Consider the following 26,903-nt stretch of genomic DNA (forward strand, 5'->3'; position numbering starts at 1 on the left):
CGTGCTACGTTCGGCAAATGGCCGATTCCGTCGCACTCGACCCGACAGATCTCCAGATTCTCCGCCTGCTCCAGAACGACGCCCGGACCACCTACCGCGACCTCGCGGCGGAGGTCGGCGTGGCCCCGTCCACCTGCCTGGACCGGGTCACGAGGCTGCGCCGCTCCGGCGTCATCCTCGGCCACCGGCTCGCCCTCGACCCCGCCCGGCTCGGCCGCGGGCTGCAGGCGCTGCTGTCGGTGCAGGTACGGCCGCACCGGCGGGAACTGATCGGACCGTTCGTCGAACGCATCCGCGCCCTGCCGGAATCGCTGGCGCTGTTCCATCTCACCGGGCCTGACGACTATCTGGTGCACGTCGCGGTCACGGACATGGCGGATCTGCAGCGGCTGGTGATCGACGAGTTCACGTCACAGCGCGAAGTGGCCCGTGTGGAGACCCGATTGATCTTCCAGCAGTGGGAGTGCGGGCCGCTGCTGCCACCGGCGGCCGCCGACAGTTGAGGAACCGGCCAACGCCGCCCGGTCGCCAGGCGACCGGGGGCCAATGGTGGTGACGCGGGACGCCCGTTCGTACGAGGATGGAGCGCATGTCAGAGACTTCCAGCACCGCGCTGCCCCGCCAGGTCGCCGACACCTACGTCGACGCACTCATCGAGCTCGATCCGGTCCTCGGTACGTACCTGGGAATCAAGGAGAGTTCCGGGCTCCTCCCCGACTACTCGCCCGCCGGACGGAACGCGGTCGCCCGCCTCGCCCGTGAGACGCTGGCCAGGCTCGACGACGCGGAGAAGCTGCCGGGCGCCGACAGTGACGCCGAGCGCCGCTGCGGGCGGCTGCTGCGGGAGCGGCTCACCGCCGAACTCGCCGTCCACGACGCCGAGGAGAACCTGCGCGCGGTCAGCAACATCCACTCCCCCGCACACACGGTGCGCGAGGTCTTCACCGTCACCCCGGCGGAGACCGAGGAGGACTGGGCGGCGATCGCCGAGCGGCTGCGCGCCGTGCCGCGGGCGCTGAAGGGCTACCGGGAGTCGCTGGCCCTCGGGCTCGAGAAGAAGCTCCTCGGCGGCCCGCGGCCCACCGCCACCTGCGTCGAGCAGCTGACGGAGTGGAGCGGCGGCGGCACCGGGCGCGGCTTCTTCGACGACTTCGCGGCCGACGGGCCCGCGTCGCTGCGGGTCGAACTGGACGTCGCGGCCGCCGAGGCGACCCGTTCCGTGGCCGAGCTGCGCGACTGGATGCGGGACGTGTACGCGCCCGCCGTCGCGGACGCGCCGGACACCGTGGGCCGCGAGCGCTACGCCCGCTGGTCCCGCTACTTCAACGGCACCGACCTCGACCTGGACGAGGCGTACGCGTACGGCTGGTCCGAGTACCACCGGCTGCTCGCCGAGATGAAGAAGGAGGCGGAGAAGATCCTTCCGGGTGCGGGCCCGTGGGAGGCGCTGGCCCACCTCGACGTGCACGGTGAGCACATCGAGGGCGTGGACGAGGTACGGGTCTGGCTCCAGCGGCTGATGGACGAGGCGATCGACGCGCTCGACGGCACGCATTTCGAACTCGCCGAGCGGGTACGGAAGGTGGAGTCCCGCATCGCTCCGCCCGGCGGGGCCGCCGCGCCGTACTACACCGGTCCGTCGGAGGACTTCTCGCGGCCCGGCCGCACCTGGCTGCCGACCATGGGCGAGACGCGCTTCCCCGTGTACGACCTGGTGTCCACCTGGTACCACGAGGGGGTGCCCGGCCACCATCTGCAGATCGCGCAGTGGACCCACGTCGCCGACCAGCTCTCCCGCTACCAGGCGTCGGTCGGCCAGGTCAGCGCCAACGCGGAGGGCTGGGCGCTGTACGCGGAGCGCCTGATGGACGAACTGGGCTTCCTGCACGACGCGGAGCGGCGCCTCGGCTACCTCGACGCGCAGATGATGCGCGCCTGCCGGGTGATCGTCGACATCGGCATGCACCTGGAGCTGTCGATCCCCGAGTCGTCGCCGTTCCACCCGGGCGAGCGGTGGACGCCGGCGCTGGCGCAGGAGTTCTTCGGCATGCACAGCGGCCGGCCGGCGGACTTCGTCGAGAGCGAACTGACCCGCTACCTGTCGATGCCAGCGCAGGCGATCGGCTACAAGCTCGGCGAACGGGCGTGGCTCCTGGGCCGCGAGAACGCGCGGCGGGCGCACGGGGACGCGTTCGACGCGAAGGCGTGGCACATGGCGGCGCTGTCACAGGGGTCGCTGGGGCTGGACGACCTGGTGGAGGAACTGTCGCGTCTTTGACGCGTTCCTGCGGGGGCGTCGGGGGGTGGGGGCGCGTTGCGGGCGTGGGGGGCGCCTGCGGCGGGCTTGTTCCCCTACCCGCCCCTTCCCGCAACCGGGGCAGGCCCCGGACCCCGGTGACGGTGACCACGCTGCGGGCGGGCGGACCGGGCTCGGGCGGAGCCTCGAGGAGGCCGTCGCACTCCCGGTCCCTCCGGCTTGGGCAACTTCAGCCCCGCCGGCGTTTGAGGCGCGGGGCTCGGGGCAGCGCCCCGACAACACCGCTACGCTCACGGGCCCCGCCAGGCTCGGGCGACTTCAGCCTCGCCGGGCACATCCAACCCGCCGGCGTTAGAGGCGCACGCGCCTGGGAGCAGCGCCCCCGGCCCGCAGCGCGTGCGTCAGCGGCGGAGGCCGCCCTCCGAGTCGATGACCTGGGCGGTGACCCACTCCGCCTCGTCCGTCGCGAGCCAGGCGATCAGGCGGGCCGGGTCGTCCGGCATGCCCCATCGGCCGGCCGGGAACATCGCCGCGATCTCGGCGTACGGCTCGCCGTCGAGGTAACCCGTGTCGACCGGGCCCGGGTTGACGCAGTTGACGGTCACGGCGAGGTCGGCGAGGGACGTCGCAAGGGAACGGGTCGCGGAGGCCAGGGCGCCCTTGGCCAGGGCGTAGGCGATCTCGTCGGGCATCCCGCCCGCGAGGTCCTGGCCGGAGGTCATCATCAGGACCCGGCCGCCCGGCGTCCGCGCCGGCAGCGTGGCGCGCAGCCGGGCGTACGCCTGGACGAGCAGGATCACCGAGCGCGCGTCGACCGCCCAGTGCGCGTCGAGCATCGCGGCGTCGATCGCGTCGAGCGGCCCGTCGGAGCCGCTGAGGGCGTGGTTGGCGACGAGGATGTCGACGCGCCCGCCGAGCGCGTCGGCGGCCGTGGCGAGCAGCTCGGCCGGGGCGTCGGCGCCGGACAGGTCGGCGGGCCCGTGGCAGACGACCGCCTCGGGGTCGCCGAGGGCTTCACGGACACCGCGGCGACCGCTTCGGCCCCGCCGGGGCCGGCGCCCCACGGCTGGGCGTCGTCGTGCGGGACATGGTGGTGGAGGTAGACGCTCGCGCCGTACGCGGCGAGGCGCCGGCCGACCGCGTAGCCGATGCCGCCGGTGCGGCTGGCGCCGGTGACGAGGGCGGTGCGGCCGCGCAGCGGGAGGACGTCGCGTCGCAGCGACTCGGCGGGCGGTGAGGGAATCTTCGGCATGGCGGCCCATCATGATCGCCACGCCGGCCACTGTCATCCGGTTTCCGGCCCTCTTCTCGTAACGGCGCGCGGCTGGATCGTAGTCGTCGACGCGTTGGGCGACCGCAGCCGAAACTGTCGAGCGAGGCGGCCGGAGCGAGCGACCACAAACTGGTCAGTACCTCGCCGCACGAGCCACTGAGAACTACGCTGCTCGGGTGAATGTTGAGGTCGTGGCACGTGTGCGAGTCAGTGGTGGGCGTGCAGTTGAGCAGTTGAGATGCCATCCGAGGCTTCCCCTGGTCGCCGGCTTGGACTCGGAACGTCCGGTGGTCCACGTCTGGGACTGCAAGGCGGGAGGGCTGCACGAACTCGGCACTGTCGGCGCCGAGTCGAATGGGTACGGCGATGCCACCGGCTGGGACCGGACCAGGCGGACACCTGCTGTGGCATGGCATCCGGTCCAGCCGCTGCTCGTAGTGGCGGGCGAGGGAAGAGTGGTGCAGTGGACTCCTGCCGGGCTCTTTGAAGTGGAGGGTCTCCCACCTGCTGCCGACTACCGCAGTCTGGCATTCAGCCCGGACGGTCAGACGTTGTGGGCATCGCCATCGTCAGGCGATGAGGACAGCGCGTGGGGCAGTTCTGACATCCTCGGCCTCGCTTCGGGAACCGTCAGTACCGGCCCATGGTGGGACACCGGGGTCGCAGAGCATCCCGGCGGCGGGTTGGTGGCGACGCTGGCCAGCGATCAAGGCGCGACGCTCGGACTCTTCGCGCGAGTCGAGCACGAAACCGCGCCTGCTGCGATGCGAGTGCTTCGCAGGGCGCTGATCATGGATGCCGACGGCTACGAGACACCGATCTTCAGCGCAGACGGACGTCATCTTGCAATTCGAGGCAACGCCTACGAGAACTCACTGGACGTATTCGAGTTTCCCTCGCTGCACCGCGTTCTGGCGACAACTCTCGGCGAGCCCAGCCCTGGATACCCGTACCCGCAGGAGTGGCTCGACCAGATGCGCTCCTGGTCGCGACACAACATCGCGTTCGGAGCCCAGCCTGGCGTGCTCTGGGTCGGAACGCCAACCGGGACTCTCGTCGAAGTCGATTTCGAAACTCAACACGCGGTCGAGCACGATGTGCTGGCCGGCTCGCCGGTGTCCGGGCTGGACGCCACGGCGACAGGCGAGATCGTCATCGCGAGCGGTACAGGCGACCTTGTGCTCTTGTCCGTGCGCGCCGGCTCCGCAAAGACCCGTACCACGAACGGCGATACGTCGAGGGCCGCTGTCACAGCCTTCTTGGATGCCACCTCCGAGGTTCCTGTCGACGGCGATCTGGAGACGCACCTCGTCGTAACCGACGGAGCCCGCATCTGGGAATCAGGTGATCTGGCAACGGTGACCACCGCTACCGCAACAGATCCGACCTGGCTGCAACTGCAAGCAGCCGTCAACAACAGGGGCGGCCAGGACACGTGACCGCTCGACCGTGAACAGTGGTGATGACCGGGCCGTTTCCTTCGGATCACATGCCGTCGGCTCCGGTCGTGACCGTGTGCACCAAGCTGGGGTCAGGGTGTGGTTCATGCACAGGTCATCGATCCGTGGCAGGCGAGACCAGTTGACGGAATCGGCAGAATATCCGGCATGGGTACGGACATGAGCGGCTTTCTCGAGTATCGAGCGTCGCGGGACGGTCGGGAGGCAGCCTGGTACACCGCGCACGGCCTCGGATCCCTCAATGACATCCGTAACTACGATGCGTTCGGCTGCCTCTTCGGGGTCCGCAACTACGCCAACTTCCGTCCCCTCGCTGCATGCCGTGGTCTGCCCGCCGACGCCTCGGCTGGCGTGAGTGCGCGGTTCGCGCAACTGACCGAGTGGTACGGCGAGGATGGCTTTCGCAGCACCACATGGATCACGTGGGCCGAGGTGAAGGCGGTCGACTGGGACGAGCCTGCAGAGAAGCCTGACAGCCGACTTCACCAGTACCGCCAGACCCCGAACGGGCTCAGGATGACGGGCAAGTCTGCCTGGAGTCCTGCGTTCGCCGAGGCTGTCGGTCTCAAAAGAGGCGAAGACCGGGAGTGGCCCGAAGGAAGTGAGTGGCTCGTCGGGGACACGCTCTACAGATCAGTCACCATCCGCCGGAGAGACGCCGTCACCGAGACCGGCGAGTGGCAACCCGTCTGGAAAGCCATGGAGGCACTCGCAGCACAGTGCGGTGACGACAACGTGCGCCTCGTCGTGTGGTTCGACGACTGAGCATCGCCGCGACGGCGCATCGCTGCTGGGCGCCTCTTTCGGATCATCTCGCTGACCAGATGAAGATGGCGGCAAGGTGGAGTCCGGCGAGGTGGATGGTGGCGGTCTTGTCGTAGCGGGTGGCCAGGCCGCGCCACTGCTTGACCTTCTTGACGCAGCGCTCGTCCGTGTTGCGCTGTCTGGCCGTTGTAGGCGTCACGGTCGAAGGCAGGTGGCCTGCCGCAGCGGCTGCCGGGGCGTTTGCGATTGGCGGCGGTCGGCGGGCTGCGGGACACCGCACCGATCCCGCGCCGGCGCAGAGGCGAGCGGATCATGCGGGACGAGTAGGCCCAGTCGCCACGCACCCGCAGCGGACGGACGGGAGGACGACCGGACCCGACGCGAGGGACCCGGATGCCGTCCAGGACGGCCTTGAACTGTGGACTGTCGCCGCGCTGAGCGGCTGTGCCTCTCACGGAGGGGCACAGCCTGCCAGGGCCTGAGAACCAGCGCCCGGCCGATACTGGGAGTGGGCGCGAGTGCGAGACCCGCAGCCCCGCTCAGCAGCCGCAAGCCGCCGCGCCGGCCGGTGCGGTGAGCGGGTCGGCGGCGCGGGTGGTGCGGCCCTGGCTGGTGTCGTACGCGAAGCCCTCCCGGGCCCAGTACTCGAAGCCGCCGAGCATCTCCTTGACCTGGAAGCCCAGTTGGGCGAGGGCGAGGGCGGCGCGGGTCGCTCCGTTGCAGCCGGGGCCCCAGCAGTAGGTGACGACCGGTACGGACGGGTCGAGGAGCTGCCCGGCCTGTTCGGCGATGCGGGCGGTCGGCAGGTGCACGGCGCCCGGGACGTGGCCCTGGTCCCAGGACTCGGTGGAGCGGGAGTCGAGGACGACGAACCCGGGGTCGTCGTCGGCGGCGAGCGCGGCGGCGACGTCGGAGACGTCGGCGTGGAAGGCCAGGCTCGCGGCGAAGTGGGCGGCCGCGGCGGCCGGTGTGGCGGGCGGAACCCGCAGGACGGGGTTGGCGGTCCGCGCCACGGGGATGTCACTCTGCGTCGTGGTCATGTCCAGAAATCTACGGTCGGTTACCGTCTCCCGGAAGTGAGAGTCCCCGGCACATGGGTTGATCTGCCGGGGAATCCCCTGTTGTCTGTCGGGCATGACCGCTTATTCACCGGACGCCACCGACTGGCGCATTCTCCAGGTCCTGCAGACCCGGGGCAGGGCCGGCTTCACCGAGCTGGCCAAGGCCGTCTCCATGTCGGCGAGCGCCGTCACGGAGCGCGTGCGGCGGCTGGAGGAGGCGGGCGTCATCAAGGGGTACTCGGCCGTCGTGGACCAGGAGCGGCTCGGGCTGCCGGTCCTCGCGTTCGTACGGCTGCGCTATCCGAACGGCAACTACAAGCCGTTCCACGATCTGCTGGACGCGACGCCCGAGATACTCGAGGCCCACCATGTCACCGGCGACGACTGCTTCGTACTGAAGGTGGCGACCCGCTCGATGAGCCACCTCGAGCAGGTGTCGGGCAGGATCGGCGCCCTCGGCTCCGTGACGACGAGCGTCGTGTACTCCTCTCCCCTGCCGCAGCGTCCGATCAGTCGCTGAGTCCCGCCCCCGCCCGCAGCCGCACCGCGGAGCCGCCCCGGTCCTTGACGACCTCCAACTGCGCGGGGATGCGGCGGCGCAGATCGCCGACGTGGCTGACGATGCCGACGCTGCGGTCCCGTTCGCGCAGCGAGTCGAGGACGTCGAGCACCTCGTCCAGGGTCTGGTCGTCGAGGCTGCCGAAGCCCTCGTCGATGAAGAGGGTGTCGAGCCGTACGCCGCCGGCCTCGTCGGTCACCACGTCGGCGAGTCCGAGCGCGAGGGCCAGCGAGGCGAAGAACGTCTCGCCGCCCGACAGCGTCGCCGTGTCGCGTTCCCTGCCGGTCCAGGCGTCCACGACGTGCAGCCCGAGTCCGGCGCGTTTGCCGCCGGTGCGGGCGTCGGAGTGGACGAGCGTGTACCGGCCGGAGGACATCCGCTGCAGCCGTACGGTGGCGGCCGCCGCGACCTGTTCCAGCCGGGCCGCGAGCACATACGACTCCAGCCGCATCTTTCGTTCGTTGTCGGCGGAGGTGCCGGCGGTGAGGGCGGCGAGTCCGGCGAACCGTTCGTACTCCTCACGCAGCGGACCGAGCCGGAGGGTCTCCTGTGCGGCCTGGCCGGACAGCCGGTCGAGTTCGGCGCAGCGGGCGCGGGCCGCGTCGAGCGCGGACGCGGCGTCGCGCAGGGCGCGCTCTGCTGCGTCGTGGACGGCGCGGGCCGTCTCCGGTTCGGCGGGCGGAAGGCCGGCCGCGGCGCGGGTGTCGTCCTCCGCGAGCCGGTCGGCGACGGCGGCCGCCTCCGCCTGCCAGGCGTCGATGCGGTGCTGGAGGTCGCGCTGTTCGGTGTCGGGCAGGAGCGCGGCGGCCGCCTCCTCGGGCGTGGGGAACCCGGCGCGGAACGCGGCGTCGGCGAGCCGGTCGTCGGCCTCCTTCAGCCGCAGGGCGGTGCTGTCGACGGCGCGTACGGCGTCCGCCGCGGCCGCCAGCAGGCCGACCTGCCGTTCGAGCAGCGCGGCGCGCTCGGCGACGCTGCGGGCGCCGCCCCTGGCCCGGCTCACGTCGCCTTCGAGGGCGGCGAGTTCCTGGTCGAGCGTCTCCCGCCGGGAGGTGCGCGCGGCGCCGCGGCGCTCGGCCCCCTGCCGGGCCTCGATCCGCTCCTCGTACTCACGCTCGGCGCGGGCCAGGGCCTCGCGGGCGCCGTGGATGCCGGCCGCGAGGGCGCGGGTGCCGGCGTGCTCGCGCTCCAGGTCCTCGACGCCCTGGAGCAGTCCGGCGACGGTGGGGTCCGCCCCGGTCCGGGGGCCGGGGAAGGCGCCGGCAGCCTGTTCCGTGGCGGTGCCGGCGCTCTGCGCGCGAAGCACGGTCCCGTCGGAGGCGGCGTGTGCGGTGGTGACGGGGCCGGCGATCCCGGTGGCCGGGTCCGCTCCGCGGGCCCGCGCGGCCGCCGCCGCGCGGGACTCGTCGAGCACGGCGAGCTCCCGCTCGGCCTCCGCCCTGGCCTGTTCGGCGCGGGCGTGTTCCTCGTACGCGGCGTCCTCCGCGGCGCGGTCCACATGACCGGCGCCGGCGCGGGCGGGCGCCGGGTGTTCCTCGGAGCCGCAGACCGCGCAGGCCCGGCCGGGGACCAGCGCGGCGGCCAACTCGGCGGCGATGCCCTGGAGTCGGCGCTCCTTGAGGCCGAGCCAGGCCGCCTTGGCCTCGTTGGTCCGCTCGTGCAGGGTGCGCAGCCGCTGCGCCGCCCGCTCGGCGCGGGCGGCCAGTTCGTCGCGCTCGCGGGCGGCGCGCAGCCGCTCCCTGGCGGGTTCGAGCCGGCCGGCGAGGTGTTCGGCGCGGGTCGCGGCCTCCTGCGCGGCCGTGATCCGTTCCTGGTGGTCGCGCCGGACGCCGTCCCACTGGGCCAGCCAGGCCGTCGCCTCTTCGAGGATGTCGTCGTCCGCCCGCGCCTGCCGGTCCAGGTCGGCGAGCTCGCGGGTGATGCCGACGGCGCGGGTCTCGGCCCGGCGGGCGGCGTCCAGGCCGCCGGACTCCTCGCGCAGCGCCCGTTCCGCCGCGGTGAGTTGCTCCGCTCCGGCATCGGTGAGCTCCGGAGGGAGCCCCGCCCTGGTCCGTTCCCGTTCCCCGGCCGCGTCCCGGTGCTCGCGCTCCGCGGCGTCGCGCACGCGCAGCGCCGGTTCGACGAGGGCGGCCTTACGGGCCCGTTCCAGCCGGGTCCGCAGCGCCTCCTGCTCGGCCCGCCGCGCCTCCAGGGCCTCCGAGCGGACGAGGGCGTCCGCGTGACGCCGCTGGAGCCGGTCCCGCTCCCGTGCCTCCTCCAACTCCCGCCGTGCCGTGGCGCGGCGGCTCTCCGCGGCGGCCGCCCGGTGCTCGGCGATGCCGAGCCGTTCGCGCGCTCCGGTGCGGGCGACCGCAGCCCATTCAAGGACGGCGGCCGCGAGTCCGGGGTCTCCCGGCTGCTGTTCGGGGCGCGGCCACTCCGCCGCCGGGCCGGCGGCCTGCTCGATCCGGTGGGCGACGGCGAGCAGCCGTTCGTCCCCGGTCTTCACCTGCTGCTCGGCGGCGCGCCGCAGGTCGGCGAGGCGGTCCTCGACTGCGGCGAAGCGGCGGGTGTCGAAGAGCCGTCCAAGGAGTCTGCCGCGGGCCTCCGCGTCGGCCCGCAGGAAGCGCGCGAAGTCGCCCTGGGGCAGCAGCACGACCTGGCAGAACTGCTCGCGGCTCATCCCGAGGAGCTGGGTGATCTCCTCGCCGATCTCCTGGTGGGACTTGCTGAGCGCCTGCCAGTCGCCGGCCGCCGCGTCGTACTCGCGCAGGGTGCTCTGTGCCCGTTCGGTGACGAAGCCCTTGCCGCGCTTCTTGGGGCGGGGCTGTTCCGGGCGGCGGGTGACCTCCAACCGCCGTCCCGCCACGGCCAGTTCGAGCCGGACCTCGGTGGGGGTGCCGGTCTGCGCGTGGTCGCTGCGCAGCGACGCTCCGGGGCTCTGGCGCGCGCCGGGCACCGCCCCGTACAGCGCGAAGCAGACGGCGTCGAGCACGGACGTCTTACCGGCGCCGGTCGGCCCGTGGAGCAGGAAGATGCCGGAGCTGGCGAGGGCGTCGAAGTCCACTTCCTGGGTGGTGCCGAACGGGCCGAACGCGGTGACGGTCAACGTGTGCAGTCTCACCGGGCCACCTCGCGCACACCGGCGTCGACGCGTACGTCCTCGAAGGCGGCGCGCAGCACGGCGCGCTCGCCGTCGTCGGGGCCGTTGCCGCCGCGGACGTGGGCGACGAAGTCCTCGGCGATCTGCTGGTCGGTGCGCCCGCGCAGCCGCTGTGCGTACGAGGCGGTGGTGTCCTGCTCCGCCCGTTCCGGGTCGAAGACGAGGTGCAGGGTGTGCGGGAAGCGCGCGGACAGCCGGGCCATCGGGTCGGCCGGCCGCACGGCGTCGGTGAGGGTGGCCTCCACGAACGACTGCTCGTGACGGTCGAGCGCCGGGTCCTCGAGCAGGTCCTCCAGCGTGCCGCGCAGCCGGGCGAGGGGGCGTGGCACCGGGCAGTCGATCCGCTCGGCGGTGACGGCTCCGGCCGCGTCGAGGTCGACGATCCACATGGTCTTGCGGTGGTCGGTCTCGGAGAACGAGTAGGCCAGCGGGGAGCCCGAGTATCTGACCCGGTCAGTGATGGTCTGGCAGCCGTGCAGGTGCCCGAGGGCCGCGTAGTCCACGCCGTGGAAGACGCCGGACGGCACGGCGGCGACACCGCCGACGGTGATGTCCCTTTCGCTGTCGCTCGGCTCGCCGCCGACGACGAAGGCGTGGGCGAGCACGACGGACCGGGTGCCGGGCTCACGTGCGGCGAGGTCGGCCCGTACGCGCTCCATCGCCGCGGCGAGGACCGTCTCGTGGGCCGTCTGCTCCGCCTGGAACTCCGCTCTGACCAGGGCCGGTTCGAGATACGGCAGCCCGTAGCAGGCGACCGGGCCGTGTTCGTCGGCGAGCAGTACGGGGGTGCCGCAGCCGGCCGGGTCGGTGCGCAGGTGGATGCCGGCCCGGTCGATGAGGCCCGCGCCGACGCCGAGCCGGCGCGCAGAGTCGTGGTTGCCGGAGATCATCACCGTCGGCACGCCTGCGTCGGCGAGCCGGTGCAGGGCCTCGTCGAACAGCGCGACGGCGGCGAGCGGCGGCACGGCCCGGTCGTACACGTCTCCCGCGACGAGCACCGCGTCCACGTCCCGTTCGCGCACCGTCGCCACCAGGTGGTCGAGGAACGCGGCTTGGGCGTCGAGCATGCTCACCCGGTGGAACGACCGCCCCAGGTGCCAGTCCGACGTGTGCAGGAGTCTCATGATCGGTGAGCGTATCGGTGGGGTCGGACAATGCGGGCGGCTTCACGCATCCCCGTACGCCTCGCCGCCCAGTTCCAGCCCCGCCGTGCCCGCGGTGGCGTCGGCCAGCCAGGCCCGGAAGGCGTCGACGTCGGCGTCCGGCAGCCCGATCCCGATCCGTACGGCGTCCGCGTACGCGACCTCGCGCACCTGACGGCCCGTCGCCCGCAGATCGTTCTCCAGCTTGCCGGCCCGCTGGTGGTCGACGGTGACGGTGGCGAGCCGGAACCGTCTGCGGGTGAGGGTGCCGACCGCGTCCAGCGCCTCGCCGACCGCTCCCCCGTACGCCCTGATCAGCCCGCCGGCGCCGAGCTTGACGCCGCCGTAGTACCGGGTGACGACGGCGACGGTGTACCGGATCTCGCGCCGCATCAGCATCTGCAGCATGGGCACTCCGGCGGTGCCGCCGGGTTCCCCGTCGTCACTCGCCTTCTGGACGGCGGCGTCGGCGCCGACGACGTACGCGAAGCAGTTGTGAGTGGCGGCCGGGTGCTCCTTGCGGATGCGGGCGACGAACGCCTGCGCCTCCTCCTCGGTGGCGGCGGGGGCGAGCGCGCAGATGAAGCGCGATCGGTTGATCTCGGTCTCGTGGACGCCCTCGCCGGCGACCGTCCGGTACTGCTCCTGCATCCGGCCACCCTATGCGCCGCCCGGAGCGGGACACTCCACGGGGGAATCCTCCGGGTCCTCGGCCCGTTGTCCTGGCATGTACGCAGACGCAGAGACGATCCGCAGGATTCTGACGACCACCGGTGACACCTGGGCGGTCGTCGGCCTGTCCCACAACCGGGCGCGGGCGGCGTACGGCGTCGCCGAGGTGCTCCAGCGCTACGGCAAGCGCGTCGTGCCGGTCCATCCGAAGGCCGAGACGGTCCACGGCGAGCAGGGGTACGCGAGCCTCGCCGACATTCCCTTCGAGGTGGACGTCGTGGACGTCTTCGTGAACTCGGAGCTGGCCGGGCAGGTGGCCGACGAGGCCGTGGCCGTCGGCGCGAAGGCGGTGTGGTTCCAGCTCGGCGTGGTCGACGAGGCGGCGTACGAACGCACCCGGGCGGCGGGTCTGGACATGGTGATGGACCGGTGCCCGGCGATCGAGATCCCGCGGCTGGGCTGACGCTGGGGCAGGCCCTTCGCGACGGGCGGCGGCTCCACGGCGGTGCCGCGCCCTGGGCGGTCGGGCGGCCTCAGACGCCGAGGCCCTCGACCACCACCGCGCCGGGCAGGGCGGCGAACGCCTTGCCCGGCACGATCAGCTTGCCGCGTCGCCGGCCGCTGCCGACGAGCACCCATTCGGTGTCGACGACGGCCGGGTCGACCAGCAGCGGCCAGTCGGCGGGCAGGCCGATGGGCGTGATGCCGCCGTACTCCATGCCGCTCTCACCCGTCGCGGTCTCCATCGAGGCGAACGACGCCTTGCGTGCGCCGAGTTGCCTGCGCACGGCGCCGTTGACGTCGACGCGGGTGTGGGACAGGACGAGACATGCGGCGAGCGTGGTCTCCCCGCCGCGCCGGCCGGCCACGATGACGCAGTTCGCGGACTGTTCGAGCAGTTCGCGGCCGTAGTGCTCCACGAAGACGGCGGTGTCGGCGATCTCCGGGTCGGTGTCGACGTGCAGGAGCTGATCGGCGGGGACGTCGCCGTGCCAGGCGCGGACGGCCGCGGCGACGGGCGCGACGAGCTGCTCGAGGCAGTCGGGTGCGGGGGTGGCGTCGTCGAAGTTCCCGATGGGTGCGCGCATGTGCCGCACGCTAACACCGCAGCGCACGGCGGCGGTCGGGCGTCTCAGCGGCCATGTGTCTCCGCGGAGGGGCGTCTCGGCGGTCATGTGTCTCTGCGGACGGGCGCCTCAGTGGTGGTGCGTCTCAGCGGACGGGCGGGACGGAGACCGCCATCATCACTTCCACGATCTCGTCGCCGTCGTTGCGGTAGGCGTGCGGGGCGTTCGCCTCGAAGGTGGCGGAGGTGCCGGCCGGTACGGGGTGGGCCTGGCCGTCGACGACGAGGGTCAGCTCCCCGGCGGTGACGTGCAGCAGCTCCGTCGTGCCGTCCGGGTGGGGGTCGGAGGCACTTTCGTCGCCCGGCATCAGCCGCCAGGACCACAGCTCCAGCGGGCCGCCGCGCTCGTTGCCGACGAGGAGGGTGGTGGAGCTGCCGGTGGAGGTGGACCACATCCGGACGGCCTGCTCCGGCGGGACGAGCCGGACCTGCGGGCCCTGTTCGTAGTCGAGGAGCGTGGTGATGCTCACGCCGAGGGCGTCGGCGAGCTTCACCGTGGTGCCCACGCTCGGATTGGTGCGCGCCTGCTCGATCTGGATGATCATGCCGCGGCTGACGCCGGAGCGGGCGGCGAGGGCGTCCAGGGTGAAGCCGCGTTCGCCGCGCCAGTGCTTGAGGTTCCGGGCGAGCGACCGGGTGAGCTGGTCGAGGTCCGACACATTCCGTCCAAGATTCCGGCGCCGTCCAATATTCTGGATGACGGAGTCCAATAAACTGCACTATGGTGTGGTGCACCGAATCGTCCACCACACTGTACTGCGAGGCCCCCGCATGACCGCACTCCTCGCCCTGGCCACCAGCCTGCTCTGGGGCCTGGCCGACTTCGGCGGCGGGCTGCTCACGCGACGTACGCCCGCGCTCACTGTGGTCGTCGCCTCCCAGACCGTCGCCGTAGTGGTGCTCGGCGTGATCGTCGTGGCGACCGGCGGCTTCTCCGAGACCGGACCGCGGCTCTGGTACGCGGTGGCGGCCGGAGCGGTCGGACCGGTGGCGATGCTCTGCTTCTACAAGGCGCTCGCCCTCGGCCCCATGGGCGTCGTGTCGCCGCTCGCGTCGCTGGGCGTCGCCGTGCCCGTCGGCGTCGGGCTACTGCTGGGCGAGCGGCCCGGCATGGTCCAGTTCGCGGGCATCGCGGTGGCCGTGGCGGGCATCGTCCTGGCGGGCGGCCCAGAGCTGCGGGGCGCGCCGGTGCAGCGGCAGGCGGTGCTGATGACGCTGGTCGCGGCGTTCGGGTTCGGCGCCGTACTGGCCCTGATCGCCGAGGCGTCGACCACGCTCACCGGGCTGTTCCTCGCCCTGTTCGTCCAGCGCGTCACCAACGTGACCGTCGGCGGGGCCGCCCTGTACGTGTCGGTGAGGCGCGGCGGCCGCGCGCTGCCCGAGGACGGCGGCGCGCGCGCCGTGCTGTGTTCGCTGCCGGCGCTCGCCTTCGTCGGCCTCGCCGACGTCGCCGCGAACGGCACGTACTCGGTCGCCGCGCAGCTCGGGCCGATCACGGTGGCCGCGGTACTGGCGAACCTCTACCCGGTCGTGACCGTCCTCGCGGCGCTCGTCGTCCTCAAGGAGCGACTGCGCAGCGTGCAGGCGGCGGGCGCCGGACTGGCCCTGGTGGGCACGGCCCTGCTGGCGACCGGCTGATCAGCGCTCCTCGACGCCGGCCCTGGCGTCGTCGGCCGACCCGGACAGCTCCGCGTCCAGCTCCTTGAGCGCGCGCAGCTGTCCGGGAGTGACGCCTTCGGGGATCGGCACCGGCGCGGGCGTACGCAGCGGCGGCTGCCAGCCGTCCTTCTCGTCCCACCGCCGTACGACCCGGGCGGGCGCGCCGGCCACCACCGCGTGGTCGGGCACCTCTCCCCGTACGACCGCGCCCGCCGCCACCACGACGTTGCGGCCCAGCCGGGCGCCCGGGAGGATCACCGCGCCGGTCCCCAGCCAGCAGCCGGGCCCGATCTCCACCGGGTCCGTGCGCGGCCACTGCTTGCCGACGGGTTCGTGCGGATCGTCGTAACTGTGGTTCGTGGAGGTGATGTAGACGTACGGGCCGCAGTACGTGTCGGAGCCGATGGACACGCGGGTGTCGGCGATGACGTGGCTGCCGCGCCCAAGGACCACACCGTCGCCGAGGCTCAGCACGGTGTCGGAGCCGAGGTCCAGGCCCGGCATCATGCCGGCGGTGAGGGTCACCTGCTCGGCGATGATGCAGTGGGCGCCGAGCTCGATCCACGGTTCGCCGAAGACGGTGCCCTGCGGGAAGGCCAGTCGCGTGCCGCTGCCGATCCGCCGGAACCGCAGCCGCCCGGGGCGCTCGGCGGTGACGGCCCCCGTGTCCTGCACCCACTGCCACCCGCGGTGCACGGCACGCGTGAGGAACCGGCGGCGCCACGCGGCCGCGGACGACGGGGTGTTCCTGCTCTTCGGCACCCGCCCACGGTAGTCGGCCGCGCCCAGCACAACGGCGCTGACGTGCTGTGACCTTCACCCCAGCCGCGGCCGTACGGGAGCCGGACCGCTCAGCCGCCGACCGGGGTGAAGCGCACGGGCAGGTACGTCGGCCCCCGGGTGAACAGCCCCTCCTCCCCCTTGAAGGCGCGCTCCACGTCCTCGTAACGGGAGAGCAGATAACTGCCGGTGGGCTCGTGCCGCATCAGCGGGGCGTGCTCACGCATCAGCCGGTAGGCGGGGTACGGGTCGGCGGCGAACTCGGGCGACAGGATGTCCGGGATGTGCTGTGCGATGGCCATGGAGCTCCCTCGTTCAGCAACGGGCGGTGTGCACAAGGCTATTGACGGACCGCCGGGGAGGAAGAGACGCCGAGGGGGCGCAGGGCGGCGCGTCCGCGGCGCGCACCGGGCCACCCCGGCGGTCACCGCCCCGCGCGGGGGCATACGGTGCAGGCAGGCGCGACGGACCGGTGAATTCGACAGGGAGCGGGCATGACGGAGCGGGCTTTGGTTGCGGGTGTCGGCGGCAGGGAACCCGAGGTCGACCCTGAGGCGTTCACCGCGCCGACGTCGGTGGTGATGGGCGAGGTCACGCTCGGCGCGGGCGTGAGCGTCTGGTACCACACGGTGCTGCGCGCCGACTGCGGGCCGATCGCGATCGGCGCCGGCAGCAACATCCAGGACAACTGCACGGTCCACAGCGACCCGGGGTTCCCCGTGACCGTCGGCGAACGCGTCTCGGTCGGCCACAACGCGATCCTCCACGGCTGCACCGTCGACGACGACGTCCTCGTCGGCATGGGCGCCACCGTCCTCAACGGCGCGCACATCGGCGCGGGCTCGCTGATCGCGGCGCAGGCGCTCGTGCCGCAGGGCATGCAGGTGCCGCCGGGCTCCCTGGTCGCGGGCGTGCCGGCAAAGGTGCGGCGCGCGCTGACGCAGGAGGAGCAGGAGGGCATCAAGCTCAACGCGGCGGTCTATCTGGACCTGGCGGCGCAGCACCGCGACGCGCACAAGGGCTGAGCCCGGCTACGCCACGGTGCGCGAACGGCCGCCCCGGCGCCTCGAAGGTGCCGGGGCAGCTCGGTTCTGCGGCCGCCGCTCAGCTGTTGGGGCGCAGGGTCCAGACGATGTGCATCTCGCCGGTCACGGCGCCGTCGGCGCGCTGGATGGCGACCGTCACGGGGAACTCGGGGCGCTCGCCCGCGTCCAGTTCCTTCACGACGTCCGCGACGGGGCGGCCGAGCGTCGCGGTCGCGGTGAGAACTCCCTTGGCGAGCTTCTTGTAGCTCGTCTCCGCCTTGACCGGCAGCGGTACGGCGCGGCCGAGCTGGTCACCGAAGGCGGCGAGGACGACGGCCCCGCTCGCGGACTCGGCCAGCGTGAACATCGCTCCGGCGTGGGGCCCGCCGACGTGGTTGTGGTACTCGGGGTCGTCGGGCAGCCGGAGCACCGCCCGCTCGGGCGTGGTCTCCAGGTACTCCAGCTTGAGGGTCCTGACCATGGGAACGGTGGCGGTAAGCAACTCGCCGATGGACATCTGCTCTGCGCTCATGGCGCGATGTTACCCACGAGTAGGAGTGCTTGGCCATCCCTTGGCCACCCCTTCGGCGACGGCCTTCGCCGCGGCCTTCGAGCGGCCCGGTGGGGGCCGGGCGTAGCAGTGCCGGACCCGCACCTCTATCGTTACTCGCCATGTGGCCAGGACAGCAGCCGCCCGGGGGCGAGCAGAACCCGCAGGACCAGAACCCGTACCAGCAGCCGGGGTACCAGCAGCCGAATCCGTATCAGCAGCCGGGATACCAGCAGCAGGGGTACCAGCAGCCCAACCCGTACCAGCAGCCGACCGCGCCGCAGTACGCCGTGCCCGGCCAAATGCCCGGGGCGCCGCAGCCGCCCGGGGACGAGAAGAAGAAGACGACGATCGTCGCGATCGTCGCCGCCACCGCCGTGGTCGTGACCGCGGCCGTGACCGGCTTCATCGTGCTCCCCGAGGACGACAAGCCGTCCGGCAAGGGCGGCGACGCCGCGGCCTCGAAGCCGGCCGAGCCGGAGAAGTCGGAGCCCGCGGAGGACCCGGCTCCGGCGCCGACGGACAATCCGCGCGGCGGCGAGTCCAAGCCGACCGTCGCCGGCTGGAAGGTCGTGACCAACCCCAAGCACGGGACGCAGTTCGACGTCCCCGCGGAGTGGGAGGTCCTGAGCTCGGGAACAGCCACCGGTTTCGAGGACGAGAAGAAGGGCGACGGGTCTCCCGCCGTCATCATGTCCGCCCCGGCACACCTGAAGAGCAAGTGGTGCGTCATCGACGCCGACAAGGACGGCAGCGAAGAGGACTACGGCCTCGCCAGCACCGGCACCAAGGGCGGCAAGGGCGCCAAGAACACGGCGGAGGCCGCCTACAACGAGGCCGGCAACTGGGCCTGGGCCGCCTACGCCCAGACCGAGCCGAAGGGCACGGTCAAGGTCACCGAGGCGAAGGACTACACGACGAAGTCCGGCCTCAAGGGCAGCCTGGCCACGGCCACGGCGAAGGGCGTCAAGAAGGAGAACAAGTGCGAGACCGACGGTAAGTCGGTCGCGTTCAGCTTCAAGAACGCGAAGGGGGACTTCGCAAGCTGGGTGCTGTACTCCAACACGGGCGTGCCGGACGAGGTGCCGGACGAGACGATCCAGAAGATCCTCAGCACGGTCCGCCTGGCGGGCTCCGCGGGCTGACCCGACGGGGCGGTGCCGATCACGTCGGGGCGCTGCCCCGAACCCCGCGCCTCAATCGCCGGCCGGGCAACTCCAGCCCGGCCGGCGATTGAGGCCACCGCGCGAAGCGCGGTACGGGGCCCGGCGAAGCCCGGCCCACCGCCCGGAGGGCGGTCCGGGGTCCGGGGCTTGCCCCCCGCGGCGGAGCCGCAAATCGGTACAGCGGGAAGGGGCGGGTAGGGGACAAGGCCCCCGTCACCCCACCGTAAACGCCCCCTCCGGCGGCTCCGGCGACGCCGTCGCCCCCGCGTCGTCGACCGGCGCCGCGTCGCCCCGGAGCCGCGCCACCGCCCGCCCCCGCTCCACCCGCGCCGGAAACGCGTCCGACGCCGCCCGCCGCGCGAGCGCTGTCGTGTCGAGCGGGGCCTGCGACGCGAGCAGGACCGCGTTGCCGAAGCGGCGGCCCCGCAGCACCGACGGTTCCGCGATCAGCGCCAGTTCCGCGAACACCTCCGCGAACGTCGCCAGTTGCGAGCGGAGGAAGGCGAACGGCGCGCCGTCCGCGAGGTTCGCCGCGTAGAGGCCGTCCGGCCGCAGCACCCGCTCGGCGGCCCGCGCGTACGCGACCGTGGTGAGGTGGGCGGGCACGCGTGAGCCGCCGAAGACGTCGGCGACGATCAGGTCCGCGGAGTCCGGGGCCGCGGCCTCGACCATCGTCCGGGCGTCGGCACGGTGCACGGTGACGCCGGAGCCGTCCGGCAGCGGCAGGTGCTCCGCAACGAGCGCGGCCAGCCCGGCGTCGGCCTCGACGACGTCCTGCCGCGACCCGGGCCGCGTCGCGGCGACATAGCGGGGCAGGGTGAGCGCGCCGCCCCCGAGGTGGAGCACGGACAGCGGCGCTCCCTCCTCGGCGGCGCAGTCGACGACATGGCCGAGCCGCCGCACGTACTCGAATTCGAGGTGCGTCGGATCGTCGAGGTCGACGTACGACTGCGGAGCGCCGTCGACGGTCAGCAGCCAGGCGCGCTCACGGTCCACGTCGGGCATGAGCTTGGCGGTGCCGCCGTCGACGGCGCGCAGGACGGGGAGGGGCTCGTTCACCGCCCCATTGTCCCGCCCCCCGCGCCCCCTCAGCCCCGCAGCCCTCAGTCCACAGATGTCACAGCACGGCCGTCACCGTCCCCGCGCCCACCGTCCGGCCGCCCTCGCGGATCGCGAAGCCGAGCCCCGGCTCCAGGGGCACGTCCCGGCCGAGCTCGACGGTCAGGGAGACCGTGTCGCCGGGCCGCGCCACCCCCGCCTCCCCGAGGTCGATGTCGCCGACGACGTCCGCGGTGCGGATGTGGAACTGCGGCCGGTAGCCGGTGGACACCGGTGTGGCCCGGCCGCCCTCGCGGGCGGAGAGCACATGGACCCGCGCCGTGAAGCGCCGGCTCGGCACGACGCTGCCGGGCGCGGCGACCACATGGCCGCGCCGGACCTGGTCGCGGTGGACGCCGCGCAGCAGCATCGCCACGTTGTCCCCCGCCTCCGCGGACTCCATCGGCCTGCCGAAGGTCTCCAGACCGGTCACCACCGTCTCGGTGTCCGCCCCGAGCACCTGGACCCGGTCACCGACGCGCACGGTGCCCCGCTCGACGGCTCCGGTGACGACGGTGCCGCGCCCGGTGATGGTGAGGACGTTCTCCACCGGGAGCAGGAACGGCGCGTCGGTGTACCTGACCGGCATCGGCACGTACGTGTCGACGGCGTCGAGCAGCGCCTCGATCGCGGCGGTCCAGCGCGGGTCGCCCTCGAGCGCCCGCAGCCCGGAGACGCGCACCACGGGCACGGCGTCGCCGCCGTAACCGTGCGCCGTCAGGAGGTCGCGGACCTCGAGCTCCACGAGGTCGGTCAGCTCTTCGTCGCCCGCGTCGGCCTTGTTGAGGGCGACGACGACGTGGTCGACGCCGACCTGGCGGGCGAGCAGTACGTGCTCCGCGGTCTGCGGCATGACGCCGTCGAGCGCGGACACGACGAGGATCGCCCCGTCGAGCTGCGCGGCGCCGGTGACCATGTTCTTGACGTAGTCGGCGTGACCCGGCATGTCCACGTGGGCGTAGTGGCGGGTGTCGGTCTCGTACTCGACGTGCGCGATGTTGATGGTGATGCCGCGACTGGCCTCCTCCGGCGCCCGGTCGATGCGGTCGAACGGCACGAAGACGCCGGTCCCGCGCTCGCTGAGGACCTTGGTGATGGCGGCGGTCAGGGTGGTCTTGCCGTGGTCGACGTGACCCATGGTGCCGATGTTGAGGTGCGGCTTGGTCCGCACGTATGCCGTCTTGGGCATGACGAGGTCGTTCCTTCCCGGAACTCGAAGTGTGTCGGGACCCCTGGGCCCGCCGACCCTCCCCCTGCGGGGTCCGCGGACAATCCGGGAAGGGTCAGCTTCGGGCGCCGTCGAAGGGCGCCGCGGCGGCGCCGGCCGCACTGACGGCGGCCTTGGCGACGACGGCCTTGGCGACGGCGACTGCGACAACCTCGGTCGCGGGAAACGCGGCAGCCTTCGGCGCGTCCGCGACTGCGGACGGCGCTGCGAAGAAGGCGTACCGGAACATGCGTCGATGATCGCCCCTGCCCCCGTACGGCGTCGAACGGTTTTCGGGCGACGGGCAGTTGTCCGGGGCATACCCCGTCACAGATGTTTGAGCGCCTCCCGCACGGAGAGCGGCGACAGCCGCTCCCGCGCGCCGTCGACGAAGTCCCGTACCGCGTCCGGGTCCGTCCTGGCGTACTCCCGCAGCGCCCAGCCGATGGCCTTGCGGATGAAGAAGTCCGGGTGGTCTGCCCGGCGGAGGCAGTAGCGGAACAGTCGTGCGCTGTCCGTCGCCTCCCGGTAGCGCAGTTGGTGCAGGAGCGCCGTGCGGGTGACCCATGTGTCGCCGTCGTCGATCCATGCGTCCATGACGCGTCCGAGCGCCGGATCGGCGGCCACCAGTGGTCCGACGACGTGCACGGCGAGCATGTCGACGGTGTCCCACCACGGCACGGTGGTGATCAGCCGATGCGCCACGGGCAGAAAGCCGGAGGAGCAGCGGCCGACGTGGCGCCGCAGATAGTCGGCGGCGAAGTAGTGGTACTCGCGCTCGGGCAGCGCCCAGCAGCGCAGCGCGACGGCCGTGCAGTCCGCCTCGTCGGGCCGGAGCGTGCCGGCAAGGACGGTGCGGGACAGGGCCCGGCGTGCCGGCGTGGGGATGCCGAGGAACGGGGCGACGCCCTTCATGTACGCGGCGGCCCGCGCGGCCCTGGCCTCGTCCGCCGCGGCCGGATACGCGGCGACGAGCCGTTCAATGACGGTGTCGGCGAGATCGCTGCGCGGTACGGCGTCCGGTACGGCGTGCGTCATACGGCACACATTACGGCGATCACATACCGGTGTCGGCTAGTCTCCCCGGATGCTCGACCTCGTCCCCCGGCCGGCGTCCGCCCTCGCCGTCCGCTGCTCCAGGGTCCTGTTCTCGCCCTGGTCCCGGCTGTCCCTTCTCGCGGTGCTGCTCGCCTCCGCCGCGGTGACGGTCGTGCTCTTCGAGCCGCAGAGACTGCTCTCCGCGGGCTGGCCGCAGTTGAGCGGTCCGGCGGCCGTGGTGCTGTACGGCGTGGGGTACGGGGTGTGCACGGCCGCGTTCGTGCCGCGGCCGATCCTCAATCTGGCGGCGGGCGCGCTGTTCGGCTCGCAGGCCGGGCTGGTGGCGGCGCTCGCCGGCACGGTGCTGGGGGCCGGGATCGCCTTCACCCTGGGCCGGGTGCTCGGGCAGGACGCGCTGCGCCCGCTGCTGCGGGGACGGTGGCTGGAGGCCGCCGACGGTCAGCTCAGCCGGCACGGTTTCCGTTCCATGCTGGCGATACGGCTGTTCCCGGGCATACCGTTCGCCGCCGCCAACTACTGCGCGGCCGTCTCCCGCATGGGCTGCCTGCCGTTTCTCCTGGCCACCGGCCTCGGCTCGATCCCGAACACGGCGGCGTACGTGGTCGCGGGCAGCCGGGCCGGGTCGCCGACGTCGCCGGCGTTCCTGATCGCGATGGGGTTCATCGTGGTGACGGGGCTGGCGGCCGCGACGGTCGCCTGGGCCAAGCGCCACCGGATGCGCGGCGCCGGGCACCACCCCGTGCGGGAGTCCCCCGCCCCGGCCCCGGACCGGGGCCCCCTCGAGCCGGTCGCGGCCCACGGCCCCGCCGTCTGACCGGGCCCGCCCACCACCGCCCGGCGGGCCCGCCGCGCAGGGCCTGACGCAAGCGCTTCACTCAAGGGCGCTACGCTGCCACCCGGCGCGGGCCCGCTGACGTACGCGAGTCGTCACTCGTGGGTCACGTGCCTTTGTGCTCCTGACAGACCGTGACCAGCCTTGGGTGGCATAGCTTTCATGTCTTGGTTCGAATCATTGATCCTCGGGCTCGTCCAGGGGCTGACGGAGTTCCTCCCCATCTCCTCGAGCGCGCATCTGCGGCTCACCGCCGCGTTCGCCGGCTGGCACGACCCAGGCGCCGCGTTCACCGCGATCACCCAGATCGGCACGGAGACGGCCGTCCTCATCTACTTCCGCAAGGACATCGGCAGGATTCTGTCGGCCTGGTTCCGCTCGCTCACCGACAAGGCGATGCGCGGCGACCCCGACGCCAGGATGGGCTGGCTGGTGATCATCGGTTCGGTGCCGATCGGTGTCCTGGGCCTCACGCTCAAGGACCAGATCGAGGGCCCGTTCCGTGATCTGCGGCTCATCGCCACGACCCTGATCGGCATGGGCATCGTCCTGGGCATCGCGGACCGGCTCGCCGCCCGGGACGAGGTGGGCGGCCGCCACCGGGTGGTCAAGGAGCGCAAGACGCTGAAGGACCTGAGCGTGCGGGACGGCCTCATCTACGGCGTCTGCCAGGCGATGGCCCTGATCCCCGGAGTGTCCCGCTCCGGCGCGACCATCAGCGGCGGTCTGCTGATGGGCTACACCCGCGAGGCGGCGGCCCGTTACTCGTTCCTCCTGGCGATCCCTGCCGTGCTCGCCTCCGGCCTGTTCGAACTGAAGGAGGCCGGCGAGGGCCACGTGTCGTGGGGCCCGACGATCTTCGCGACCTTCGTCGCCTTCGGCGTGGGCTACGCGGTGATCGCCTGGTTCATGAAGTTCATCACCACGAGAAGCTTCATGCCGTTCGTGATCTACCGGATCATCCTCGGCATCGTGCTCTTCATCCTGATCGGCATGGGCGTCCTGAGCCCGCACGCGGGCGAGTCGGCCGGCTGATCCGCCGGCGCATGCCGTCTCGGTGCACCTCTGCCGAGCGCGGACCGCCGGACGCGCCGCCGCCCTTCTCGCGCCATGATGCTCTCGGTGCGAAGAGGGCCGGCGGTGCTGCGGACCCAGGCGGATCCCGGTGTGGATCAGACGTCGATCGCACCGAGCTGCTGCAGCAGGCCGAGGTCGTCGAGGTTCCACCAGCTCTCGGCGATCTTGCCGCCTTCGCACCGGAAGGTTGCGTGGCCGGTTCCCGAGATCTCCCGGCCGGTGGCCTCCATGCCCTGGTACGTACCCACGTGACGTCCCGTGTAGGTCGCCCGTACGCACACCGTGTCGCCCTCGGCCACCAGGCTCTCGATGGTGATCACCGGTTCGAACGCCTCGATGGTTTCCTTGTTCTCGGCCTTGGCCTGCGCGAGCCCCAGATCGTACGAGGACAGGGCCGGGTCGTGCTCCCGGTAGTCATCCGTGCACATTTCGTCCGCGGCGTCGACGTTCCTCGCGTTGATCACGTTCTCGAAGAAGCTGCGGACCACAATCTTGTTCAGCTGCTCGTCCCGCATGACGTCGAGGTCCGTGAAGGACGGCTCGCCCTCACACAGAGCCACCATCTCCCGGAAGATCCGGTCGGTCTCCGGCAGCTGCGAGTTCTTCATCGCCTCCTCGTAGGAAGGGAACTCCACGATTTCGACCACATGAGTCGAGTCCGCACGGTCACGCCCCACGATCGAGTGGGTGGCTGTCCGCTTGCCCTGCGTCGACTCGATCCAGGTGTCCATCAACCTGTTCAACTCATCGGCCCTGCTCGTCCTGCAGTCGATGACCTGCATGAATGTCATGACTTCTCCCAGCGTTTGGAGAGCTCGAGACATCTTCAGGCTATGCCCGGCCCCCAACGCCTGCCAGGTCGGTCGACAGCCGCCGTCCACGCCCGTGCCGCTTCGAAGACACTCCCCGTCCATGGAGCGCTGCCGAGCCGCGTCCTGATGTCGACGTCACCACGAGAGCCCAGTGCCCGGTCCGGCCGTCGTACGCACCGGGCACCCGGAGGTCAGGCTTCGCGGGATCCCTCGTACATCGCCTCGATGGCCTGTGCGTTCGTGCGCTCCACGACGGGGCGTTTGACCTTGAGGCTCGGGGTGAGTTCGCCGTGTTCGACGTCGAGGTCGCGCGGGAGCACCGAGAACTTCTTGATGGTCTGCCAGCGCTGCAGGTCGCCGTTGACGCGCTGGACGAAGCCGTCGATCAGCTCGTGGACCTGGGGTGAGGAGACGACGTCGGCGTAGCTGCGGCCGCCGAGGTCGTGGGATGCCGCCCAGGGCATGATCACGGTCTCGTCGAGGGCGATCAGGGCGGTGCAGAAGTTGCGGCCGTCGCCGATGACCAGGATGTTGCTGACGAACGGGCAGACCGCCTTGAAGCGGCCCTCGATCTCGGTGGGCGCCACGTACTTGCCGCCCGAGGTCTTGAACACGTCCTTCTTGCGGTCGGTGATCCGGAGGAAGCCGTCCTTGTCGACCTCGCCGATGTCGCCGGTGCGGAACCAGCCGTCGCTCTCCAGGACCTCGGCGGTCTTCTCCGGAAGGTTGTGGTAGCCGCGCATGACGCCGGGGCCTCTCAAGAGGACCTCGCCGTCCTGGGCGATGCGGATCTCGGTGCCGGGCAGTGGCGTGCCCACCGTGCCGATCCGGTGGCCTTCGGCGGGATTGACGGTGCAGGCCGCGCTGGTCTCCGTCAGGCCGTAGCCCTCGAAGACGTGCACACCGGCGCCGGAGAAGAAGTAGCCGATGTCCGGAGCGAGGGCGGCGCTGCCGGAGACGCTGCCGCGCAGATTGCCGCCGAAGGCCGCACGGATCTTGCCGTACACCAGCCGGTCGGCGACGGCGTGCTGAACGGCGAGCGGCAGGGGCACCCGGCGTTTCCCGGTCGCCACGGTGCTCTCCTGGCCGATCCTGGCGTAGTCGCGGGCGACCTTCGCCGCCCAGAGGAAGATCTTGTACTTGGCGCCGCCCTCGGCTCTCGCTCTGCCGGCGATGCCGTTGTAGACCTTCTCGAAGATCCGCGGCGCGGACGCCATCACGGTGGGCCGGACCGCGGGCAGGTTGGTGACGATGCGGTCGACGCGCCCGTCCACGGCCATCACATGGCCGGTCCTGATCTGGCCGGAGATCAGGGCCTTGCCGAAGACGTGGGACAGGGGCAGCCACAGGAACTGCACATCGTCGGGGCGCAGCAGTCCGCTGACCTCCTGTGCGACGCCCTGGTACGACCAGCAGTCGTGCACGAGGCGCACGCCCTTGGGCGGGCCGGTCGTGCCGGACGTGTAGATGAGGGTGGCGAGGTGCTCCGGCTCGATGGCCCGCACCGCCTGCTCGATCGCGTCCGGGTGCTCTTCCAGGTACGCGGTCCCGCGCTTCTCCAGCTCGGCGAGGGACAGTACCTCGAGCCCCTCGACCGGCGGGATGTCCGCTCCGGGGTCGAAGACGACCGCGTGGCCGAGTTCGGGCAGCCGGTCCGTGTGGGCGACCACCTTGGCGAGCTGTGCGGCGTCCTCGACGAAGATCGCCCGGCTGCCGGAGTCGGAGAGGATGTGCACCGTCTCGTCGGCGTTGGTGCTGGGGTAGACGGCGGTCGCGGCGGCCCCTGCGCACATCACGCCCAGGTCGGCCAGGATCCACTCGACCCGGGTGGAGGAGGAGATCGCCACGCGCTCCTCGCGCCGCATCCCGAGGGCGAGCAGCCCGGCCGCGATCGCCCTGACACGCTCGGCGGTCTGCGCCCAGGTCAGTGAGCGCCACTCTTCGGCGCCGGACGCACCGTCACCGGCCGGCACGGGGTAGCGGTAGGCCTCGCCGCCGGGTGTGGCCCCGACTCTGGAGAGAAACAGGTGCGCCACGGAAACCGGACGACTTTCAAGAAGGGACTGCGCGGAACTCACATTGACCTCCGGGCCCTGGTGCGCCCATCGACGACTTGTTAACTGACGAGTAACTCGAAAGTAGGAGTGAGACTAGAGGGCAGGTCCCCCGCCGCGTAAGGGCCAG

Annotated in this window: 26 protein-coding genes and 2 pseudogenes; 11 read left to right on the forward strand and 17 right to left on the reverse strand. The window is 72.0% G+C overall.

Features of this window, described 5'->3' with window-relative positions:
* The first annotated feature begins 17 nt into the window (after positions 1-17).
* Positions 18-503, forward strand: coding sequence for an Lrp/AsnC family transcriptional regulator (locus ACWD01_RS29505; protein ID WP_451165951.1), 486 nt, complete (start codon positions 18-20; stop codon positions 501-503).
* An 86-nt stretch (positions 504-589) separates the two neighbouring features.
* The gene (locus ACWD01_RS29510; protein WP_451165953.1) at positions 590-2,278 is read left to right on the forward strand and encodes a DUF885 domain-containing protein; all 1,689 of its coding nucleotides are present in this window, start codon (positions 590-592) and stop codon (positions 2,276-2,278) included.
* A gap of 380 nt (positions 2,279-2,658) precedes the next feature.
* On the opposite strand, the pseudogene ACWD01_RS29515 reads toward ACWD01_RS29510, so the two are convergent.
* Positions 2,659-3,509: pseudogene (locus ACWD01_RS29515) on the reverse strand (SDR family oxidoreductase).
* A gap of 308 nt (positions 3,510-3,817) precedes the next feature.
* Here ACWD01_RS29515 and ACWD01_RS29520 point away from each other — a divergent pair.
* Together ACWD01_RS29520 and ACWD01_RS29525 are read left to right on the forward strand one after the other, a co-directional pair.
* Positions 3,818-4,969: a hypothetical protein gene (locus ACWD01_RS29520; protein WP_451165954.1), complete on the forward strand. Its 1,152-nt coding sequence runs from the start codon at positions 3,818-3,820 to the stop codon at positions 4,967-4,969.
* A gap of 168 nt (positions 4,970-5,137) precedes the next feature.
* Positions 5,138-5,755, forward strand: a complete 618-nt coding sequence (locus ACWD01_RS29525) for a hypothetical protein (RefSeq protein ID WP_451165955.1) — start codon at positions 5,138-5,140, stop codon at positions 5,753-5,755.
* A gap of 43 nt (positions 5,756-5,798) precedes the next feature.
* Here ACWD01_RS29525 and ACWD01_RS29530 read toward each other — a convergent pair whose 3' ends face one another.
* Positions 5,799-5,954 carry a hypothetical protein gene (locus ACWD01_RS29530; RefSeq protein WP_451165957.1) on the reverse strand — a complete coding sequence of 52 codons (156 nt, stop codon included), beginning with the start codon at positions 5,952-5,954 and terminating at the stop codon, positions 5,799-5,801.
* A 340-nt stretch (positions 5,955-6,294) separates the two neighbouring features.
* The gene (locus tag ACWD01_RS29535; RefSeq protein WP_451165959.1) at positions 6,295-6,795 is read right to left on the reverse strand and encodes a rhodanese-like domain-containing protein; all 501 of its coding nucleotides are present in this window, start codon (positions 6,793-6,795) and stop codon (positions 6,295-6,297) included.
* Positions 6,796-6,889: 94 nt separating this feature from the next.
* On the opposite strand from ACWD01_RS29535, the gene ACWD01_RS29540 reads away from it, so the two are divergent.
* Complete coding sequence (locus ACWD01_RS29540; RefSeq protein ID WP_451165960.1) at positions 6,890-7,336, forward strand: Lrp/AsnC family transcriptional regulator; 447 nt, start codon at positions 6,890-6,892, stop codon at positions 7,334-7,336.
* Here ACWD01_RS29540 and ACWD01_RS29545 read toward each other — a convergent pair.
* The 3 genes from ACWD01_RS29545 to ACWD01_RS29555 are packed head-to-tail and all read right to left on the reverse strand — an operon-like array spanning position 7,326 to position 12,307.
* A complete protein-coding gene (locus ACWD01_RS29545) occupies positions 7,326-10,475 on the reverse strand; it encodes an AAA family ATPase (RefSeq protein ID WP_451165962.1) in 3,150 nt (1,049 codons plus the stop codon). The two genes, ACWD01_RS29540 and ACWD01_RS29545, sit on opposite strands and share 11 nt — an antisense overlap.
* A complete protein-coding gene (locus ACWD01_RS29550) occupies positions 10,472-11,638 on the reverse strand; it encodes an exonuclease SbcCD subunit D (protein WP_451165964.1) in 1,167 nt (388 codons plus the stop codon). Before ACWD01_RS29550 ends, ACWD01_RS29545 begins: the two co-directional genes overlap by 4 nt.
* A 42-nt stretch (positions 11,639-11,680) precedes the next feature.
* The gene (locus ACWD01_RS29555; RefSeq protein WP_451165966.1) at positions 11,681-12,307 is read right to left on the reverse strand and encodes a YigZ family protein; all 627 of its coding nucleotides are present in this window, start codon (positions 12,305-12,307) and stop codon (positions 11,681-11,683) included.
* Between the two features lie 76 nt (positions 12,308-12,383).
* Here ACWD01_RS29555 and ACWD01_RS29560 point away from each other — a divergent pair, with 76 nt between their 5' ends.
* Positions 12,384-12,791: a CoA-binding protein gene (locus ACWD01_RS29560; protein WP_356896879.1), complete on the forward strand. Its 408-nt coding sequence runs from the start codon at positions 12,384-12,386 to the stop codon at positions 12,789-12,791.
* A 70-nt stretch (positions 12,792-12,861) separates the two neighbouring features.
* Here ACWD01_RS29560 and ACWD01_RS29565 read toward each other — a convergent pair whose 3' ends face one another.
* Positions 12,862-13,416 (reverse strand): YbaK/EbsC family protein, encoded by a 555-nt coding sequence (locus ACWD01_RS29565; protein ID WP_451165968.1) that lies wholly within the window; start codon positions 13,414-13,416, stop codon positions 12,862-12,864.
* Between the two features lie 124 nt (positions 13,417-13,540).
* Entirely contained in the window at positions 13,541-14,113 is a 573-nt protein-coding gene (locus ACWD01_RS29570; protein WP_451165969.1) for a helix-turn-helix domain-containing protein, read from the reverse strand.
* 112 nt (positions 14,114-14,225) lie between these two features.
* Between ACWD01_RS29570 and ACWD01_RS29575 the strand changes: the two genes are divergently transcribed.
* Positions 14,226-15,092 (forward strand): EamA family transporter, encoded by an 867-nt coding sequence (locus tag ACWD01_RS29575; protein ID WP_451165971.1) that lies wholly within the window; start codon positions 14,226-14,228, stop codon positions 15,090-15,092.
* Here ACWD01_RS29575 and ACWD01_RS29580 read toward each other — a convergent pair whose 3' ends face one another.
* A complete protein-coding gene (locus ACWD01_RS29580; protein ID WP_451165973.1) occupies positions 15,093-15,875 on the reverse strand; it encodes an acyltransferase in 783 nt (260 codons plus the stop codon).
* A 137-nt stretch (positions 15,876-16,012) separates the two neighbouring features.
* A pseudogene (locus ACWD01_RS29585) lies at positions 16,013-16,195 on the reverse strand (cytochrome P450); the annotation flags it as partial.
* Positions 16,196-16,387: 192 nt separating this feature from the next.
* On the opposite strand from ACWD01_RS29585, the gene ACWD01_RS29590 reads away from it, so the two are divergent.
* Positions 16,388-16,918 carry a gamma carbonic anhydrase family protein gene (locus ACWD01_RS29590; protein WP_451165975.1) on the forward strand — a complete coding sequence of 177 codons (531 nt, stop codon included), beginning with the start codon at positions 16,388-16,390 and terminating at the stop codon, positions 16,916-16,918.
* A 79-nt stretch (positions 16,919-16,997) separates the two neighbouring features.
* Here the strand turns inward: ACWD01_RS29590 and ACWD01_RS29595 are convergent, their stop codons facing one another.
* On the reverse strand, positions 16,998-17,450 hold the full coding sequence (locus ACWD01_RS29595; RefSeq protein WP_356896889.1) for a DUF4442 domain-containing protein: 453 nt from the start codon (positions 17,448-17,450) through the stop codon (positions 16,998-17,000).
* Positions 17,451-17,590: 140 nt separating this feature from the next.
* On the opposite strand from ACWD01_RS29595, the gene ACWD01_RS29600 reads away from it, so the two are divergent.
* Positions 17,591-18,613, forward strand: coding sequence for a hypothetical protein (locus ACWD01_RS29600; protein ID WP_451165977.1), 1,023 nt, complete (start codon positions 17,591-17,593; stop codon positions 18,611-18,613).
* 234 nt (positions 18,614-18,847) lie between these two features.
* Here the strand turns inward: ACWD01_RS29600 and ACWD01_RS29605 are convergent, their stop codons facing one another.
* The 4 genes from ACWD01_RS29605 to ACWD01_RS29620 form a co-directional block, all read right to left on the reverse strand.
* Positions 18,848-19,693, reverse strand: a complete 846-nt coding sequence (locus tag ACWD01_RS29605) for a spermidine synthase (protein ID WP_451165978.1) — start codon at positions 19,691-19,693, stop codon at positions 18,848-18,850.
* 58 nt (positions 19,694-19,751) lie between these two features.
* Positions 19,752-20,921 carry an elongation factor Tu gene (gene tuf / locus ACWD01_RS29610; RefSeq protein WP_451165980.1) on the reverse strand — a complete coding sequence of 390 codons (1,170 nt, stop codon included), beginning with the start codon at positions 20,919-20,921 and terminating at the stop codon, positions 19,752-19,754.
* A 94-nt stretch (positions 20,922-21,015) separates the two neighbouring features.
* Positions 21,016-21,189, reverse strand: coding sequence for a hypothetical protein (locus ACWD01_RS29615; RefSeq protein ID WP_451165982.1), 174 nt, complete (start codon positions 21,187-21,189; stop codon positions 21,016-21,018).
* A gap of 77 nt (positions 21,190-21,266) precedes the next feature.
* Entirely contained in the window at positions 21,267-21,977 is a 711-nt protein-coding gene (locus tag ACWD01_RS29620) for a DNA alkylation repair protein (RefSeq protein ID WP_451165984.1), read from the reverse strand.
* A 49-nt stretch (positions 21,978-22,026) separates the two neighbouring features.
* Between ACWD01_RS29620 and ACWD01_RS29625 the strand changes: the two genes are divergently transcribed.
* Positions 22,027-22,812, forward strand: coding sequence for a TVP38/TMEM64 family protein (locus ACWD01_RS29625; RefSeq protein ID WP_451165986.1), 786 nt, complete (start codon positions 22,027-22,029; stop codon positions 22,810-22,812).
* A 180-nt stretch (positions 22,813-22,992) separates the two neighbouring features.
* The gene (locus tag ACWD01_RS29630; protein ID WP_451165988.1) at positions 22,993-23,865 is read left to right on the forward strand and encodes an undecaprenyl-diphosphate phosphatase; all 873 of its coding nucleotides are present in this window, start codon (positions 22,993-22,995) and stop codon (positions 23,863-23,865) included.
* 137 nt (positions 23,866-24,002) lie between these two features.
* Here ACWD01_RS29630 and ACWD01_RS29635 read toward each other — a convergent pair whose 3' ends face one another.
* The gene (locus tag ACWD01_RS29635) at positions 24,003-24,698 is read right to left on the reverse strand and encodes an ester cyclase (protein WP_451165989.1); all 696 of its coding nucleotides are present in this window, start codon (positions 24,696-24,698) and stop codon (positions 24,003-24,005) included.
* A gap of 212 nt (positions 24,699-24,910) precedes the next feature.
* Positions 24,911-26,797 carry an AMP-dependent synthetase/ligase gene (locus ACWD01_RS29640; RefSeq protein WP_451165991.1) on the reverse strand — a complete coding sequence of 629 codons (1,887 nt, stop codon included), beginning with the start codon at positions 26,795-26,797 and terminating at the stop codon, positions 24,911-24,913.
* Positions 26,798-26,903 lie beyond the last annotated feature (106 nt).

The organism is Streptomyces sp. NPDC002835 (assembly GCF_053591995.1).

Excerpts from the sequence above, each read along its gene's own strand:
- ACWD01_RS29505 (WP_451165951.1), top strand. The coding sequence starts at position 18 with ATGGCCGATTCCGTCGCACTCGACCCGACAGATCTCCAGATTCTCCGC.
- ACWD01_RS29510 (WP_451165953.1), top strand. The coding sequence starts at position 590 with ATGTCAGAGACTTCCAGCACCGCGCTGCCCCGCCAGGTCGCCGACACC.
- ACWD01_RS29525 (WP_451165955.1), top strand. The coding sequence starts at position 5,138 with ATGGGTACGGACATGAGCGGCTTTCTCGAGTATCGAGCGTCGCGGGAC.
- ACWD01_RS29535 (WP_451165959.1), bottom strand. The coding sequence starts at position 6,795 with ATGACCACGACGCAGAGTGACATCCCCGTGGCGCGGACCGCCAACCCC.
- ACWD01_RS29540 (WP_451165960.1), top strand. The coding sequence starts at position 6,890 with ATGACCGCTTATTCACCGGACGCCACCGACTGGCGCATTCTCCAGGTC.
- ACWD01_RS29550 (WP_451165964.1), bottom strand. The coding sequence starts at position 11,638 with ATGAGACTCCTGCACACGTCGGACTGGCACCTGGGGCGGTCGTTCCAC.
- ACWD01_RS29555 (WP_451165966.1), bottom strand. The coding sequence starts at position 12,307 with ATGCAGGAGCAGTACCGGACGGTCGCCGGCGAGGGCGTCCACGAGACC.
- ACWD01_RS29560 (WP_356896879.1), top strand. The coding sequence starts at position 12,384 with ATGTACGCAGACGCAGAGACGATCCGCAGGATTCTGACGACCACCGGT.
- ACWD01_RS29565 (WP_451165968.1), bottom strand. The coding sequence starts at position 13,416 with ATGCGCGCACCCATCGGGAACTTCGACGACGCCACCCCCGCACCCGAC.
- ACWD01_RS29575 (WP_451165971.1), top strand. The coding sequence starts at position 14,226 with ATGACCGCACTCCTCGCCCTGGCCACCAGCCTGCTCTGGGGCCTGGCC.
- ACWD01_RS29590 (WP_451165975.1), top strand. The coding sequence starts at position 16,388 with ATGACGGAGCGGGCTTTGGTTGCGGGTGTCGGCGGCAGGGAACCCGAG.
- ACWD01_RS29595 (WP_356896889.1), bottom strand. The coding sequence starts at position 17,450 with ATGAGCGCAGAGCAGATGTCCATCGGCGAGTTGCTTACCGCCACCGTT.
- ACWD01_RS29600 (WP_451165977.1), top strand. The coding sequence starts at position 17,591 with ATGTGGCCAGGACAGCAGCCGCCCGGGGGCGAGCAGAACCCGCAGGAC.
- tuf (WP_451165980.1), bottom strand. The coding sequence starts at position 20,921 with ATGCCCAAGACGGCATACGTGCGGACCAAGCCGCACCTCAACATCGGC.
- ACWD01_RS29615 (WP_451165982.1), bottom strand. The coding sequence starts at position 21,189 with ATGTTCCGGTACGCCTTCTTCGCAGCGCCGTCCGCAGTCGCGGACGCG.
- ACWD01_RS29620 (WP_451165984.1), bottom strand. The coding sequence starts at position 21,977 with ATGACGCACGCCGTACCGGACGCCGTACCGCGCAGCGATCTCGCCGAC.
- ACWD01_RS29625 (WP_451165986.1), top strand. The coding sequence starts at position 22,027 with ATGCTCGACCTCGTCCCCCGGCCGGCGTCCGCCCTCGCCGTCCGCTGC.
- ACWD01_RS29630 (WP_451165988.1), top strand. The coding sequence starts at position 22,993 with ATGTCTTGGTTCGAATCATTGATCCTCGGGCTCGTCCAGGGGCTGACG.
- ACWD01_RS29635 (WP_451165989.1), bottom strand. The coding sequence starts at position 24,698 with ATGACATTCATGCAGGTCATCGACTGCAGGACGAGCAGGGCCGATGAG.